At 60.1% G+C, this 15,537-nt stretch carries 13 protein-coding genes and 3 pseudogenes; 9 read left to right on the forward strand and 7 right to left on the reverse strand.

The genetic code is table 11. The features are described 5' to 3' along the window. Positions 1-76 precede the first annotated feature (76 nt). The 3 genes from topA (at position 77) to D3M70_RS20360 (ending at position 3,647) form a co-directional block, all read left to right on the forward strand. The gene (gene topA / locus D3M70_RS20350) at positions 77-2,680 is read left to right on the forward strand and encodes a type I DNA topoisomerase (protein ID WP_120127479.1); all 2,604 of its coding nucleotides are present in this window, start codon (positions 77-79) and stop codon (positions 2,678-2,680) included. 133 nt (positions 2,681-2,813) lie between these two features. After that, the gene (locus tag D3M70_RS20355) at positions 2,814-3,335 is read left to right on the forward strand and encodes a DUF6586 family protein (RefSeq protein WP_120127480.1); all 522 of its coding nucleotides are present in this window, start codon (positions 2,814-2,816) and stop codon (positions 3,333-3,335) included. A gap of 75 nt (positions 3,336-3,410) precedes the next feature. Continuing rightward, positions 3,411-3,647 carry a hypothetical protein gene (locus D3M70_RS20360; protein ID WP_093467610.1) on the forward strand — a complete coding sequence of 79 codons (237 nt, stop codon included), beginning with the start codon at positions 3,411-3,413 and terminating at the stop codon, positions 3,645-3,647. A 93-nt stretch (positions 3,648-3,740) separates the two neighbouring features. Here D3M70_RS20360 and sulA read toward each other — a convergent pair whose 3' ends face one another. Both sulA and lexA read right to left on the reverse strand, forming a co-directional pair. Then, entirely contained in the window at positions 3,741-4,244 is a 504-nt protein-coding gene (gene sulA, locus D3M70_RS20365; protein WP_120127481.1) for an SOS-induced cell division inhibitor SulA, read from the reverse strand. An 11-nt stretch (positions 4,245-4,255) separates the two neighbouring features. Further along, a complete protein-coding gene (gene lexA, locus D3M70_RS20370; protein WP_120127482.1) occupies positions 4,256-4,864 on the reverse strand; it encodes a transcriptional repressor LexA in 609 nt (202 codons plus the stop codon). 251 nt (positions 4,865-5,115) lie between these two features. Between lexA and psrA the strand changes: the two genes are divergently transcribed. The 3 genes from psrA to D3M70_RS20385 all read left to right on the forward strand — a co-directional run bounded on the left by psrA (position 5,116) and on the right by D3M70_RS20385 (position 7,677). Beyond that, positions 5,116-5,826, forward strand: a complete 711-nt coding sequence (gene psrA, locus D3M70_RS20375; protein WP_120127483.1) for a transcriptional regulator PsrA — start codon at positions 5,116-5,118, stop codon at positions 5,824-5,826. A 102-nt stretch (positions 5,827-5,928) separates the two neighbouring features. After that, positions 5,929-6,927: a beta-N-acetylhexosaminidase gene (gene nagZ / locus D3M70_RS20380; protein WP_177418456.1), complete on the forward strand. Its 999-nt coding sequence runs from the start codon at positions 5,929-5,931 to the stop codon at positions 6,925-6,927. Between the two features lie 9 nt (positions 6,928-6,936). Further along, positions 6,937-7,677, forward strand: coding sequence for an S-methyl-5'-thioinosine phosphorylase (locus D3M70_RS20385; RefSeq protein WP_120127485.1), 741 nt, complete (start codon positions 6,937-6,939; stop codon positions 7,675-7,677). A gap of 52 nt (positions 7,678-7,729) precedes the next feature. Here the strand turns inward: D3M70_RS20385 and D3M70_RS20390 are convergent, their stop codons facing one another. Further along, positions 7,730-8,383 (reverse strand): HAD-IA family hydrolase, encoded by a 654-nt coding sequence (locus D3M70_RS20390; RefSeq protein ID WP_120127486.1) that lies wholly within the window; start codon positions 8,381-8,383, stop codon positions 7,730-7,732. A 186-nt stretch (positions 8,384-8,569) separates the two neighbouring features. Here D3M70_RS20390 and D3M70_RS20395 point away from each other — a divergent pair, with 186 nt between their 5' ends. Then, positions 8,570-9,298 carry a tellurite resistance TerB family protein gene (locus D3M70_RS20395; RefSeq protein WP_120127487.1) on the forward strand — a complete coding sequence of 243 codons (729 nt, stop codon included), beginning with the start codon at positions 8,570-8,572 and terminating at the stop codon, positions 9,296-9,298. Between the two features lie 46 nt (positions 9,299-9,344). On the opposite strand, the pseudogene D3M70_RS20400 reads toward D3M70_RS20395, so the two are convergent. The 4 genes and pseudogenes from D3M70_RS20400 to D3M70_RS20410 form a co-directional block, all read right to left on the reverse strand. Next, positions 9,345-10,208, reverse strand: a pseudogene (locus tag D3M70_RS20400) (glutamine synthetase family protein); the annotation flags it as partial. A 1-nt stretch (position 10,209) separates the two neighbouring features. Further along, positions 10,210-10,708: pseudogene (locus tag D3M70_RS33975) on the reverse strand (glutamine synthetase); the annotation flags it as partial. Between the two features lie 512 nt (positions 10,709-11,220). Then, positions 11,221-11,307, reverse strand: a pseudogene (locus tag D3M70_RS33455) (hypothetical protein); the annotation flags it as partial. Positions 11,308-11,395: 88 nt separating this feature from the next. After that, complete coding sequence (locus D3M70_RS20410; RefSeq protein WP_120127489.1) at positions 11,396-11,620, reverse strand: DUF6555 family protein; 225 nt, start codon at positions 11,618-11,620, stop codon at positions 11,396-11,398. 341 nt (positions 11,621-11,961) lie between these two features. On the opposite strand from D3M70_RS20410, the gene D3M70_RS33460 reads away from it, so the two are divergent. Beyond that, complete coding sequence (locus D3M70_RS33460) at positions 11,962-12,090, forward strand: hypothetical protein (RefSeq protein WP_256659938.1); 129 nt, start codon at positions 11,962-11,964, stop codon at positions 12,088-12,090. Between the two features lie 479 nt (positions 12,091-12,569). Further along, a complete protein-coding gene (locus D3M70_RS20415) occupies positions 12,570-14,894 on the forward strand; it encodes an FdhF/YdeP family oxidoreductase (RefSeq protein WP_120127490.1) in 2,325 nt (774 codons plus the stop codon). Positions 14,895-15,537: the final 643 nt, after the last annotated feature.

Raw genomic sequence — 15,537 nt, forward strand, 5'->3', positions numbered from 1 at the left:
ACCTTGTAGCCACTATATATAGCGGGGCCTCTAAGGCTCCAACGTCTTTTTTCTCGCATTAGGAATTTTCCGATCCATGGGCAAATCGCTGGTCATTGTGGAATCCCCGGCTAAGGCCAAGACCATCAACAAGTATCTGGGCAGCCAGTACGTGGTGAAGTCGAGTATCGGCCATATCCGAGACCTGCCCACCAGCGGTTCGGCGAGCGCCGCCAAAGAGCCTGCTGCCAAGCGCGGCAAGACCGCGTCCGAGGCCCCGGCTCTGTCGCCCAAGGAAAAGGCCAAGCGCCAGCTTGTGGCGCGCATGGGCGTCGATCCCGAGCATGGCTGGAAAGCCAAGTATGAAATCCTTCCCGGCAAGGAGAAGGTGATCGACGAACTGCGCCGCCTGGCCAAGGATGCCGACACCATCTATCTCGCGACGGACTTGGACCGCGAAGGGGAAGCCATTGCCTGGCACCTGCGCGAAGCCATCGGTGGGGATGACGATCGTTACAAGCGTGTGGTGTTCAACGAGATCACCAAGAAGGCCATTCAGGAAGCCTTCTCCAGGCCGGGCGAGCTCGACATCGACCGCGTGAACGCCCAGCAGGCGCGCCGTTTCCTCGACCGCGTCGTGGGTTACATGGTTTCGCCTTTGCTGTGGCAGAAGATCGCCCGTGGCCTGTCTGCCGGTCGCGTGCAGTCGGTAGCCGTGAAGCTGGTCGTCGAGCGTGAACGCGAAATTCGTGCGTTCATTCCGGAAGAGTATTGGGAAGTCCACGCCGATCTTGGGACTGCCAAAGGCGCAAACGTGCGTTTCGAAGTGGCGCGGGAGAAGGGCGAAGCCTTCAAGCCGCTGAACGAAGCGCAGGCCATGGCCGCGCTGGAGAAGCTCAAGGCGTCCGCCTACAGCATCGCCAAGCGGGAAGACAAACCCACCAGCAGCAAGCCGTCGGCGCCGTTCATCACCTCCACCCTGCAACAGGCGGCGAGCAATCGTCTGGGCTACGGGGTGAAGAAGACCATGATGATGGCCCAGCGTCTGTATGAGGCGGGCTACATCACGTATATGCGTACCGACTCCACCAACCTGTCGGCTGACGCGGTGGCCATGGCTCGCACCTACATCGAAACCGAGTTCGGCAAGAAGTACCTGCCGGATGCGCCGAACGTGTACAGCAGCAAGGAAGGCGCTCAAGAGGCTCACGAAGCGATTCGTCCGTCTGACGTCAACACCCACCCGAGCAAGCTGACGGGCATGGAGCGTGACGCGGAGCGTCTGTATGAGCTGATCTGGCGCCAGTTCGTGGCCTGCCAGATGCCGCCTGCGCAATACCTGTCGACCACTGTCAGCGTCGCTGCCGGTGACTTCGAGCTGCGCGCCAAGGGCCGCATCCTCAAGTTCGACGGTTACACCCGTGTGCTGCCACAGATGAGCAAACCCGGCGATGACGATGTACTGCCGGACATGGCTCAGGGCGACATCCTGAAGTTGATCAAGCTCGATCCAAGCCAGCACTTCACCAAACCGCCTGCGCGTTATTCGGAAGCGAGCCTGGTCAAGGAAATGGAAAAGCGTGGCATCGGTCGTCCTTCGACTTATGCGGCGATTATCTCCACCATTCAGGACCGTGGTTATGTGGCGCTGCACAACCGTCGTTTCTACTCGGAAAAGATGGGCGACATCGTCACCGAGCGATTGTCCGAGAGCTTCTCCAACCTGATGGACTACGGCTTCACCGCCGGCATGGAAGAAAACCTCGACGACGTGGCACAGGGCGAGCGTGACTGGAAGAACGTCCTCGACGAGTTCTATGGCGACTTCAAGAAAAAACTGGAAGTGGCCGAAGCTGCTGACAGCGGGATGCGCGCCAACCAGCCGGTGATGACAGACATCCCGTGTAAGGTCTGCGGCCGTCCGATGCAGATTCGTACCGCGTCCACCGGCGTGTTCCTCGGTTGCTCGGGCTACAGCCTGCCGCCGAAAGAGCGCTGCAAGGCAACCGTCAACCTGACGCCGGGTGACGAAATCGCCGAAGACGATGAAGGTGAATCCGAATCTCGCGTGCTCCGTGGCAAGCACCGCTGCCCGGTTTGCAGCACGGCGATGGATGCCTACCTGCTGGATGAGAAGCACAAGCTGCACATCTGCGGTAACAACCCCGATTGCGTGGGTTACGAGATCGAAGAAGGCACCTACCGCATCAAGGGCTACGAGGGCCCGAGCGTCGAATGCGACAAGTGCGGTGGCGAGATGCAGCTCAAGACCGGCCGTTTCGGCAAGTTCTTCGGCTGCACCAACTGCAAGAACACCCGCAAACTGCTGAAGAGCGGTGAAGCGGCGCCGCCGAAGATGGACCCGGTGAAAATGCCGGAACTCAAGTGCGAGAAGGTTGACGACACGTACATCCTGCGTGACGGCGCTTCGGGGTTGTTCCTCGCCGCGAGCCAGTTTCCGAAGAACCGCGAAACCCGCGCCCCGCTGGTGCTGGAAATCGTGCCGCACAAGGACGAGATCGATCCGAAGTACCACTTCCTCTGTGAAGCACCGAAGAAAGACCCGGATGGCCGTCCTGCAGTGATTCGATACAGCCGCAAGTCCAAGGAGCAATATGTGCAGACCGAAGTGGACGGCAAGCCGACTGGCTGGCGTGCGTTCTACGACGGTAAAGCCTGGAAGGTCGAGGACAAGCGTTGATCGCCTGATTCCGATCCAACTGGCAAGCACCAGCGCTTTGCGTTAAAAGAATCCCTCGACAGCCGTGCGCTCCGAGGGATTTTTTTGCCCTGGCTTGCTCGTTCAAAACTTCGTTGATCTGGAGGCCATCGTCATGGCTCACGAACTCTATACCCGCACCAATCAGAAGATCTTTTTCGCAGGCCTCGCGCTCGAGTCCATGGCCAGGGCGAAGGAAAGCCGTGCCATGAATGCTCAAGGGCTTGAGCAGGCTGAGCGAGAGTCAGCGGTATTTCATCTGTATGGCGCACTGCTGGGGCTCTGTCATGAGATCGCAGGGTTCTATCGCCTGCCTGGCGCCAATACGCCCCGTGCCGAGGACCTGTTGACGCCGAAAGTGCTGGAAGCCATCGCCATCCCGGAAATGGCCGAACTGGTCGAGTTGGCGCAACACCGTAAAACCTGGCTGGCTCAGCTGCTGGCGTCCTACAACGCTCTGTTCCAGCCACCTCGGGCGCCGCACAAGCCAAAGGGCGACGTGACCCAGCCCTTGATCATTGCTGTGGGAGTCGAGGAAGAAGCCGAGCCTGAATTGACCCGTGAGGAAATGGAAAGCTGGCGTCAGCAGCTCAAAGGACTGGCTATTCGCTTTCGTGAGGGGCTGAGTGAGTGCTGAGACAGAATGATCGATGGGCTAGGGCCTGAGTCATCAGGCTGTTACAATGCCCGCCTTTCGTGGAGAACTGTCCTGATGCCAACCTCTTTTCTGGAAATTGTAGAACTGCCTGACGGCCGCATCGAGCTGCGCCGCGCTGAGGATGAGGGGTCTCTGGTGACCTTGAACTTCTCCGAGGATGCCAAGGCATTTCTGCAAGGCCAACACGTTGAAGTCGCCAAGGCCATGCTGAGTGTTGGCGTGCAAATGGCCGGCCGTCTGGCTGAAGGCGAATTGACCAAAGAAGAAGAGGGGCCTCGCGTTCTGCATTGATCCTGTTCGGGATCAGTCTCGTATTACCTTTCCTGATGGCTTCTCGGCACGTGAGAAGCCCGGCCTGTCCCTGGCTTGTTCCAACCGTCTGAATCAACCCAGTCGAATGTTCAGACTCTGAGCATTGCCAATCCGTGCTGCGCTGATCAACTGCTGACGGGCGCTGCTGGATATCGGATTGATCCAGCTCACCACCGTGTGGCTACGGCCCAGGCGCAAGGCTTCGCGAGTCAATTCCAGCGCACTCTGCGTCCCTCTCGGATGAATCAGGATAATGCGTTCCCGATTCAGCCCCGCGTCGCGCAACCACGCCTGGGTGACGCTGGACGGCGGAGCGATCAAGGTCAGCCAGCGGTCATTCGTGTCCTGGCTCAGATCGCGAAGAATCGGTGCCAGCAGGTTCAGGCAGTTCCCGGCAGCGCCGCGCAATGACAATTCACTAAAGACTTCTGGTTCATTGTTCCAGGGCGCCTCGACCACATTGTCGAGAACCGGCACCTGAAGCAGTGGAACGTCGAGCATTGGCACGCCAGGGGCCATGAATGCTTCGAACAGCGGCAGTTGTGCATGTTGTTGCGGTGTCTGTGGGAACTGCATGAACGTTCTCCTTAGCGGCGAATCACGCCGACGCTCAGCCCTTCGATGACCAGATCCTGATCTTTCAGGTTGACTTCGATAGGTGCGAATTCGGGGTTTTCGGCGATCAGCCAGACTTTGCTGCCTTCACGCTTGAAGCGCTTGACGGTAACTTCGTCGCCGATACGTGCCACCACTATCTGGCCATTGCGGGCCTCGCGGGTGGTATGCACCGCCAGCAGGTCGCCGTCGAGGATGCCGACATCCTTCATGCTCATGCCGTGGACACGCAGCAGGTAGTCGGCGCTTGGGTGAAAGAAGGCGGGGTTGATTGCGAGGTTTTCTTCAATGTGCTGTTGCGCGAGAATCGGTGCGCCGGCAGCGACGCGGCCGATGATCGGCAGACCGCTTTCTTCGGTTTTGGCTTCGAAACCCGGAATACGGATGCCGCGAGAGGCGCCCGGCGTCATCTCGATGGCGCCTTTGCGCGCCAGTGCCTTGAGGTGTTCTTCGGCAGCGTTGGGGGATTTGAATCCCAGTTCCTGAGCGATTTCCGCACGGGTTGGCGGATAGCCGTTGTCTTCGAGACAACGTTTGATGAAGTCCAGAATCTCGGCTTGGCGTGACGTCAGTTTGATCATGTGAATCGCTCTGTCTTTTTATACAGTGACTGGGATTATATACAGTGATCGACGCTTGGCAATCCTCCTTTTTATAAAGCGTGTCCGATAGCCCTGCATAAAACCCCTGCGGCCTTGGTATAAGGGCTGCTGACAGGGCGGGTTTGTATGATTAAATGGCGTGACCGACCAGACAGAATACGAACAGCCAGGGTTGACAGCCGTTCGGCTGAAACGTATGTTTCAAACAAGTGTTTGTCAGGCGCATAACCATGGCTCAGTCGGAAACAGTTGAACGAATTCTCGATGCTGCGGAGCAGCTTTTCGCGGAAAAGGGTTTTGCCGAAACATCGTTGCGGCTCATCACCAGCAAGGCGTCGGTCAACCTGGCCGCGGTGAACTATCACTTCGGTTCGAAGAAGGCGCTCATTCAAGCCGTTTTCTCGCGTTTTCTCGGGCCATTCTGCATCAGCCTCGACAAAGAGCTGGAGCGTCGTCAGGCCAGACCTGAACATAAGCCTACGCTCGAAGAGTTGCTGGAAATCCTCGTCGAACAGGCGCTGGTCGTCCAGCCTCGCAGCGGCAACGATCTGTCCATTTTCATGCGCCTGCTAGGCCTGGCCTTCAGTCAGAGCCAGGGCCATTTGCGGCGTTATCTGGAAGACATGTACGGCAAGGTGTTCCGCCGTTACATGCTGCTGGTCAATGAAGCTGCTCCGCGTATTCCCCCGATAGAGTTGTTCTGGCGCGTGCACTTCATGCTCGGTGCCGCTGCGTTCAGCATGTCCGGTATCAAGGCGCTGCGTGCCATTGCCGAGACCGATTTCGGCGTCAATACCTCTATCGAGCAAGTCATGCGCCTGATGGTGCCGTTCCTTGCTGCCGGCATGCGCGCTGAAACCGGCGTGACCGACGCTGCGATGATCAACGCTCAGCTCAAGCCCCGCACCAAAAGCGCAGCGCCTACCCCCGCAAAAGTCTGACCCGGCTGCCAACGGGTGCCGAGCATTTGCATCGCACCCGTCGATCCCTCACCATGCCGCACTGAGCATTGGTTGTTGAAGGATCTTCATATGAGTTCTGGCCTGCAAGGCTCCCTGATGGTGGATATCGCCGGTACCTGGCTGACATCCGAAGACCGTCAGTTTCTGCGTCAGCCCGAGGTGGGCGGCCTGATCATTTTCGCCCGAAACATCGAAAGCCCGCGGCAGGTCCGCGAGTTGAGTGCGTCCATCCGTGCGATTCGTCCGGACCTGCTGCTCGCAGTCGATCAGGAAGGCGGTCGAGTGCAGCGGTTGCGTCAAGGCTTCGTGCGCTTGCCGGCCATGCGCGCAATTGCCGATAACCCCAATGCAGAGTCCCTCGCCGAGCAGTGTGGCTGGCTGATGGCGACCGAGGTGCTGACGGTGGGGCTGGACCTCAGTTTCGCGCCGGTGCTGGATCTGGATTACCAGCGCAGTGCGGTGGTGGGCAGCCGTTCGTTCGAGGGTGACCCCGAGCGTGCTGCGGCGCTGGCGGGGGCGTTCATCCGTGGGATGAATGACGCAGGCATGGCTGCCACCGGCAAACATTTCCCCGGTCACGGCTGGGCCGAAGCCGACTCCCACGTGGCCATCCCCCACGATGAGCGCAGCCTGGAGACCATCCGGGCCAATGACCTGGTGCCATTCGCGCGGCTGAGCAAGCAGTTGGCCGCCGTCATGCCGGCACACGTTATCTATCCCCAGGTCGATTCGCAGCCGGCCGGTTTCTCCCGACGCTGGCTGCACGACATTCTGCGCGGCGAAGTGGGTTTCGACGGCGTGATCTTCAGTGACGACCTGTCCATGAAGGGCGCCCATGTGGTCGGCGATGCCGCCAGCCGCATCGAGGCCGCGTTGACCGCAGGCTGTGACATGGGCCTGGTGTGCAATGACCGGGCTGCCGCCGAGCTGGCCCTGAGCGCCGCGCAGCGGATGAAGATCACCGCGCCTGCCAACATCGCCAGGATGCGAGGACAAGGTCTGGCGACCACTGAATACCGTCAACACCCTCGCTGGCTGGCAGCGCTGGGTGAATTGCGTGCCGCTCAGTTGATCGATTGAGGATTTGCCATGACTGTCTACGCCATCATCGGTGGTTCGGGGTTGACGCAGCTCGAAGGTCTGACGATTCGTCAGTCGCTGTCGGTGAATACGCCCTATGGCGCACCGTCAGGGGAGGTTCAATTGGGTGAGTTCGCCGGGCGCGAAGTCATGTTCCTGGCTCGCCATGGTCACCCGCACCGGTTACCGCCGCACAAGATCAATTACCGGGCCAACGTCTGGGCGCTGAAGCAGGCAGGCGCCGAGGCGATTCTGTCGATCAATGCCGTAGGCGGTATTCATCCTGACATGGGCTCCGGACATTTCTGCGTGCCCCATGATCTGGTGGACTACACCAGCAGCCGCGAACATACGTTTTTCGCGGACGATCTGGAACAGGTCACCCACATCGATTTCAGCCACCCCTACAGCGAGCCGCTGCGCGAACGTCTGATAGCCGCGTTGGCGGCAGACGGGCACCCGTTCAGCGATTTCGGGGTATACGGCTGCACTCAGGGGCCGAGACTGGAGACGGCGGCCGAGATCGTGCGGCTGGAACGTGACGGGTGCGACATCGTCGGCATGACCGGCATGCCGGAGGCTGCACTGGCCCGTGAGCTGGCGCTGGACTATGCCTGTCTGGCGTTGGTGGTGAATCCGGCGGCGGGCAAATCGGGAGCGGTGATCAGCATGGCCGACATCGAGCAGGCGTTGCATGACGGCATCGGCAAGGTCAAGGCGGTGTTGGCGCGGGTGCTGAGCGCGGCCTGACCTCCCACTCAATGGCAGGCGTCGATCCTCGACGCCTGCACCCCTCTGACATTCAGTTAACCCGCAGCTGCAGAAAGCCTTGTTCATCGATAACCACGCCATAGCTGTCATAAGTGGCGAGGGTGGGGTGAGCGGTTTCGATGACATGGGAGTGGGCGGCCGTGATTACCATCACCTTCGCCCCTGCGGCCTCCGCTGCCGCGATGCCTGCGGGCGCATCTTCGAACACCAGGCATTCATCGGGTTTGACCCCCAACTTACGGGCAGCGAGCAGAAAGCAGTCCGGCGCCGGCTTGCCGTGTTCGACGTCTTCTGCCGACACCATGATCTGGGGCAACGGCAACCCGGCCGCGAGAATCCTCCGTTCTGCCAGCAGACGTGGCGCAGAGGTAACCACCGCCCAGCGCTCGGCGGGCAATGCAGCTAGAAATCGCGCGGCACCTTCGATGGATACCACGCCTTCAACGTCATCTATTTCAGCCTGGGCGAGCAGGTCTGCTTCACGTTCCGGATCGACGCCTGGCAGGTTCAGGCGGCGCAGGGTATCGATGCAACGGACGCCGTGAATGGTGGGGAGAAAATCAGCGACATTCAGCCCCTTGCCTTCGGCCCATTGGCTCCAGACGCGCTCGGCTGCGGCCACTGAGTTGGTCAGGGTGCCGTCCATATCAAACAGAAACGCGGAAAATCTGTGCTGCTCCAGCATGCCTGAGTCCTTCACGGGTCGATGTCTGTGTAGAGATTGCGATCCTAGCATGTGACTTGCCGCCCGGTGGTGGGATGCGAGGCGCCTGGTCGTGTAGGCAGAGTCGGCTGGACGGTCATGGCACTCCAACATTCGAGGGCTATCGTTTGTTTTCGGGGATATCGCTTATCGGATGAGGACGGGTTCATGAACACCAGCGATCTGCTTGAACAACTCTTGCGCGCGAGTCAGGGTTCCGCGCCGCAGCAAAATGCGGGTGGGGCGGGGCAAGGCGGTCTGGGTGGTTTGCTCGGTGGTTTGTTGGGTGGCGCAGGTTCCCGTTCGGGCGGCGCCGGTCTGGGCGGGCTGGGCGGTCTTCTGGGTGGTCTGCTCGGGAGGGGTGGCGCAGCGCCGGGATCCGCTGGCGGGGGCGTGCAGTCCCGCTCCGGCGGTACGAACTATGCGATGTTGGCATCGCTGGGAATGATGGCCTTCCAGGCCTATCAGTCTTGGCAGCGTCAGCAGGCATCGGCGCCGCAGGAAACGCCCCGTACCGTGGACCTGCTCGCCGGGCCAGAGGTCGAGGCCCACAGCGATGCGATCCTGAGCGCACTGATCGCTGCCGCCAAGGCCGACGGCACGATCGATCCGCAGGAGGAGCAGATGATTCGCAAGGAGATCGCCCGGCACACGGACGATCCGGATTTGCAGCAGTGGCTTAACGATGAGGTCGCCAAACCGCTGAACCCGACAGACGTTGCGCAGGCCGCGCAGGGCGATCCGGCGATGGCCGCCGAAATGTACCTGGCAAGCGTCATGCTGGTGGATGATCAGCAGGATGCTGAGCGCAATTACCTCGATGAACTGGCCGCCGCCCTCAACATCGACCCGCAATTGCAAATTCACCTCGAGCAGCAGGCCAAGGGGAGCGCCTGAGACCCTGCGCCAGCCTATCCCGTCATCTGGCGCGCGGGTGCAATCCTTACGCCTGAGTCAGATACCAGCGCCAGTCCTGTTCTCCCACTTCGGCCATGAATTGCCGGAACTCGGCGCGCTTGACGGCCAGGTACACGCCCAGAAACTCTGCGCCCAGCGCATCCCGCGCCCATGCCGAGTTTTCCAGCGCCGTCAGCGAACTCAGCCAGTCGGTGGGCAGCAGTCGCGTGGCTTGCGCATAGCCGTTGCCTTCGACCGGCGCGCCGGGGTCTATCTGCTCGCTGATGCCGCGATGAATGCCGGCGAGGATCGCAGCGGCTGCCAGGTAGGGGTTGGCGTCGGCGCCGCAGATACGGTGCTCGATATGTCGGCTGTTCGCAGGTCCGCCCGGAATTCGCAGGCTGACGGTACGGTTGTCGACACCCCATGTGGGGGCCAGTGGAGCGTAGCTGTTGGCCTGAAACCGTCGGTAGGAATTGGCGTTAGGGCAGAACAGCAGCAGTGAATCGAGCAGCGATGCCAGCAACCCGCCGACCGCCTGACGCAGTAAAGGCGTGCCCGCTGTGTCTTCTGAAGCGAACAGGTTGCGACCCTCGGCGTCAGCGATGCTCACATGCATGTGCATGCCGGTCCCCGCCAGATGATCGAAAGGCTTGGCCATGAAGGTCGCCTGCATACCGTGCTTGTGCGCGACCGCTTTGACCAGGCGCTTGTAGCGAACGGCCTGATCCATCGCTTCGAGCGCATTGCCATGCTCCAGGGTAATTTCCACTTGCCCCGGCGCGTACTCAGAGATGGCCGTGCGTGCCGGGATGCCGTGCAGCTTGCAGGCCGCGTAAAGGTCGGCGAGGAAGGGCTCGATCTGTTCCAGTTCCCGCAACCCGTAGACCTGCGTATGTCGAGGGCGACCNCGAGCAGGTAGAACTCCAGCTCGCAGGCCATCACCGGGTGATAACCCTGAGCCTGCAGTTGCGCGATGACTTTGATCAGTAAATGGCGCGGATCGGCGATGCTCGCGGGCATGCCCTCGGAGGGGTGCATGCTCACTTGCACGGCGGCGGTTGGAATCTGGCGCCATGGCAGTCGCACCAGACTGCCTTGCAGCGGATAGGCCCGGCAGTCGATGTCGCCGACGTCCCATACCAGCCCCGAATTCTCTACGTCCTCGCCTTGCAGCGTCAGCCCAAGAATGGTGCTAGGCAGTGGGCGCCCGGTTTCGTAAACAGCGATCAGTTCTTCGCGGTGCAGCAGCTTGCCGCGAGGCACGCCGTTCGCGTCGAGGATGAACAGTTCGAACATCTCGATATCGGGGTTTTGCGCCAGAAAGCCATGGGCGTCTTCGACGGAAGCAAATTTCATCGGTCTCTCGCTTGCGCCACGGGGGCGCGCAGAATCGTGCCGCGCAAACATGACCCCGGCACAGGCTGGGGATCACAAATGGCAGGCTTATTGGAAGTGGACGGCGAACGAACCTGGCGCGATTGTTCCGAGGCGCTCAGGCGAGAGACGAGGTGTCCGGCGGACGTGCGGAGTGACGCACTTTGGAGCGGCGCAATGCCATGGGCAGGTTGGTGATTCTCATGGCCCGTTTCGGTCCGATGCAGTGGAGGAGCAACAGGTCGGTTTTCGACCCCAGAAGGTAATAGACCGGTTCGCCCCAACTTGCAAGCCTGCGATGAGGATGGCCGGTCCGTCGCTGCCACCAGCAGGCTGCTCATGGGGTGGAATCGCCACATGGGCTACGCTTGGAAGTCCCCGAAAGTCAACGGCAAAAGGTTCAAAAAGTTGTCCACGGAAAACGTGAATATGTCTGTGGATAACTGGCTGTAAGCCCTTAAATGCAAGGGCTTACTTACAATGATCGTTTAATGATCAGTTACGCGGGGGGCCTTGATTCCGGGTGCCAGTTGTCAGAAAAGGCTTCAATGGAAGGCGCTGTTGAAGGACGTATCGATCACGCTGCGGGCGTCGAAGGGCTTGGGCAATGCGCCGGTCTGGACGAGGAAATCACGGGAGAAGGGAATGCATTCGCCGCCGATTCGTCGTTCAAACGTATCGGCGAGCGGGTTCAGCGATGATGATCGCTGGTCGGGGACTTCAGGATTCGGCCCATTCTACGTCGGTCAATCCAAGCTGTTCCGCCTTGGGCTTGGTCACCCTTGGCACTTTGTCCGACCGGTATTTCGGTATCTGCCCAAACCCTGCATCCACCGACGCCCAGTGCCACGCGGACGCGTTATCCATGGCTTCGGCGCTGATGTAGAAGCTTTTGTATTTACCATGCAGCAGATAATCGATTCTGAAATGCTTGTACTGTGCCACTCGCAAACCTCCCTATCAGTCGCTCACAGTTCAATGAGTCGCTGCGGTCAGGAAAATTCACTCTAATTGCCCGTGGCGCTCCTCAACGGTTGGAATCGGTACAGATGGGTGAGAGATATGCTGCAGAGGTGAACAAATGGATAGGTTGGACGCGGACCGCTTAGTGGGCGCTGACCGCTGTCGGGCGATTATGCTGATGCGTGGTGCTGACAAGGCCTCTCGTCGCATTGAATGAGCATCTGATCCGTATTTTTATCGTCAACCTGAATCTGTACTGAAACAGTCACGCGGCAGACAATTCTTATCACTTCCACCCGCCCGGCTGCGATGGATTGGAAGCGTTGGGCGAAATTTTCGCCTGTACTGCGGCGTCGAGAGGAGGCCACATGGCCAAGATGACGATTTTTCTGTTGGGCTTTCTGGCATTGGCCCTGACCATCGGCATGCTGGCCACCATCCCGCCTGGCTGATGGACCTGGCGCCCTGGAGAGGGCGGTCATTTCGGTAGGGCGAACGCGACTGGGCATGGCACTTTTCAGCGGTGGCCGAACGCGGTTCGGTGGCGCGCACCATGACGGTCAATGCCGAAAGTTGTGGCTTGATATCGATCACTGTGAGTGACAAACCGTACGGACAGAACATTTAGTTTCCGGCGTTGTTTCAATAATGTTCCAGACCATGGATCTCGTGTTCGAGGGATTTTATTTAAACTTACCTATGTTCGGGCTCATCCTGATGTATAGGTTTCGGCCCTTGATAGATATCGCTTATCGTCTGGTCATTCATAGCGATTGGACAGCCCTTTTTAATCCACTTAGTGTGATTCGCACGCCAGATTCGTGACTGTCTTCGAATGCCCTGGCTTATCGTGAACGATTAATTACCGTTATTCGTCTATCCCTGATAGTGGTCGCGTGCGCCTGCCGTTTCGTGACCATGGAGAACTTCCATGACCCAGGTTCACCGTTATAAACCCTACAAAGGCGCCGCCGCCGGTTGGGGGGCACTGATTGCCGTGACCAGGAACTGGCTGGGCAGTGATAACGCGTTCAAGAACATCCGCGCCATGCTTAAGACCAACCAGAATGGCGGTTTCGACTGCCCCGGTTGCGCCTGGGGCGAGTCGCCGGAAAACGGCATGGTCAAGTTCTGCGAAAACGGCGCCAAGGCGGTGAACTGGGAAGCGACAGGGCGTCTCGTCGATCCGGCATTCTTCGCCCGATACAGCGTCTCTGCGCTGCTGGAACAAAGCGATTACTGGCTCGAATATCAGGGTCGTCTCACCCACCCGATGCGTTACGACGCCGCCACCGATCATTATGTGGAGACCAGTTGGGAGGAGGCATTTGCCCTGATCGCCCGGCATCTCAAACAGCTGGACTCGCCGGACCAGGCCGAGTTCTATACGTCGGGCCGGGCCAGTAACGAAGCCGCGTTTCTCTATCAGTTATTCGTGCGCGCCTACGGCACCAACAACTTCCCCGATTGTTCGAACATGTGCCACGAGGCCAGTGCGGTGGGTATGTTCGAATCCATCGGAGTCGGTAAAGGCACGGTGGTGTTCCATGATCTGGAGAAGGCCGACGCGATTTTCGTCATTGGTCAGAACCCCGGCACCAACCATCCGCGCATGCTCGAACCGCTGCGCGAGGCGGTCAAACGCGGCGCTCAGGTGATCGTTTTCAACCCGCTGAAGGAGCGTGGTCTCGAGCGCTTCCAGCATCCGCAGCACCCGCTGGAAATGCTCAGCAATGGCTCCGAACCCACCAACACCGCTTACTTCCGCCCCGCGCTCGGCGGCGACATGGCGGCCATCCGGGGCATGGCGAAATTTCTCCTGAAATGGGAAATGGACGCACTGGCCACTGGCGGCGAAGCCGTGTTCGACCGCGAGTTCATCGCGCAGCAAACGTCCGGGCTGGACGCGTACCTGAGTGCGGTCGAAGCCACGCCGTGGGAGCTGATCGCCGAGCAATCGGGCATGACGCTGGCAGACATCGAGCACGCTGCGCGCATGTACGCCAAGGCCAGAAGCGTCATCATGTGCTGGGCGATGGGCCTTACCCAGCACACCCATTCGGTGCCGATGATTCAGGAAATCGTCAACCTGCAGCTGCTGCGCGGCAATATGGGGCGGGAAGGGGCAGGGGTGTCGCCGGTGCGCGGCCACAGCAACGTGCAGGGTGACCGCACCATGGGCATCAATGAGATCCCACCCAAATCCCTGCTGGACGCACTGGAAACCCGCTTCGCATTCAAGGTCCCCCGGGAGGAAGGTCACAATACCGTGACCGCGATCAAGGCCATGGAGGAGCGTCGCTCGAATGTGTTCATCGCGTTGGGCGGCAATTTTTCCCAGGCCACCCCGGACAGCCCGCGCACCCATGCCGCGCTGCGCAACTGCGAGCTCACCGTGCAAATGTCCACCAAGCTCAATCGCAGCCATCTGGTGATTGGCAAGGACGCGCTGATCCTTCCGGCGCTGGGTCGCACCGACATCGACATGCAGGCCACCGGACCTCAGGGCGTCACCGTCGAAGACACCTTCAGCATGGTGCACATCTCCCACGGCCAGTTGCGTCCCAAGTCGAAATGGATGCGTTCGGAACCGGCGATCATTGCCGGGATCGCCGCTGCCACGCTGGGCGAACATCCCATCGACTGGAACTGGGTGGTCGAGGACTACAGCCGCATTCGCAACCTGATCGCCGACGTGATTCCGGGCTTCAAGGACTTCAATCAGCGTCTGCTCAATCCGGGCGGTTTTTACCTGGGCAACAGCGTCGCTCGGCGGGTGTGGAACACCACGACAAAAAAGGCGCGTTTCATTCCCAGTGCGCTCCCCGAGCACCTGGTCAACGCCGCCATTCGCAGCCTCGACGAAAAGCCGGACCTGATCCTGCAGACCCTGCGCTCACATGATCAGTACAACACCACGCTGTACGGTCTGGATGATCGCTATCGCGGGGTTTACGGCATGCGCGAAGTGGTGTTCGCCAACGAAGAAGACATCCGCCGCCTGGGGTTCGAACCGGGGGAGAAGGTCGACATGATTTCGCTGTGGAACGATGGCCGCGAACGTCGTGTCTCGGGCTTTACGTTGCTGGCGTATGACATTCCCAAAGGGCAGGCGGCCGCGTATTACCCGGAAACCAACCCGCTCGTTCCGCTGGACAGTTACGGGGACCGTACTTTCACGCCGACGTCCAAGTTCATCGCCATCAAGTTCGCCAGGAGCGCGGCGAGTCAATTGATCACGGCTTCGGTTGCCTGATGAGGTTTGACCGACAGCAGCCTGGTGTGGCGGCGAGCAGGATTTAAAGGTCGCCACCGCCGGCAAGCCGGACTGCTACAGGATTTGCGTGGGTAACGCCCCAGAATGAGCGTTGAAAATAGCGATGTAGGCGCTTTTGATTCTGGGCGGTGCCCGTGGGCGTTCGGCTTGCCGATGATCCGCCGGGAACCAGCGGCAAAGCCCGACGGCTCGGTGTATCAGGTGGATTGCGCCTGTGGGTTTTACTGCCGCTTCGCGCCAGATCGCTGCCGTCGTAACCTCCGAGAGCTCCTACGCCCTGCGGGCAGAATCGGACCGGAGTATGGCAGTTCCCCACGCCCTTCGGGCAGGGTCGGGGCGGGGTGGCATTGATTCCCCACGCCCTTCGGGCAGAGTCGGGCCGGGGGGCATTAATTCCCCACGGCCTTCGGGCGGAACCGGGGTGTGGTGTGGCCGTTCTCCACGCCCTTTGGGTAGGTTGTGACCGGGGATGCCTAGGGTTTTGATTCTGGGCGGAGCCCGTGGGAGTTCGGCTTGCCGACGATCCGCTGGGAACCAGCGGTAATTCCCGACGGCTCGGTGTGTCAGGTGGATTGCGCCTGTGGGTTTTACTGCCGCTTCGCGCCAGATCGCTGCCGTCGTA

The sequence above is a fragment of the Pseudomonas sp. LS-2 genome (assembly GCF_003605735.1).
Lineage (GTDB): Bacteria > Pseudomonadota > Gammaproteobacteria > Pseudomonadales > Pseudomonadaceae > Aquipseudomonas.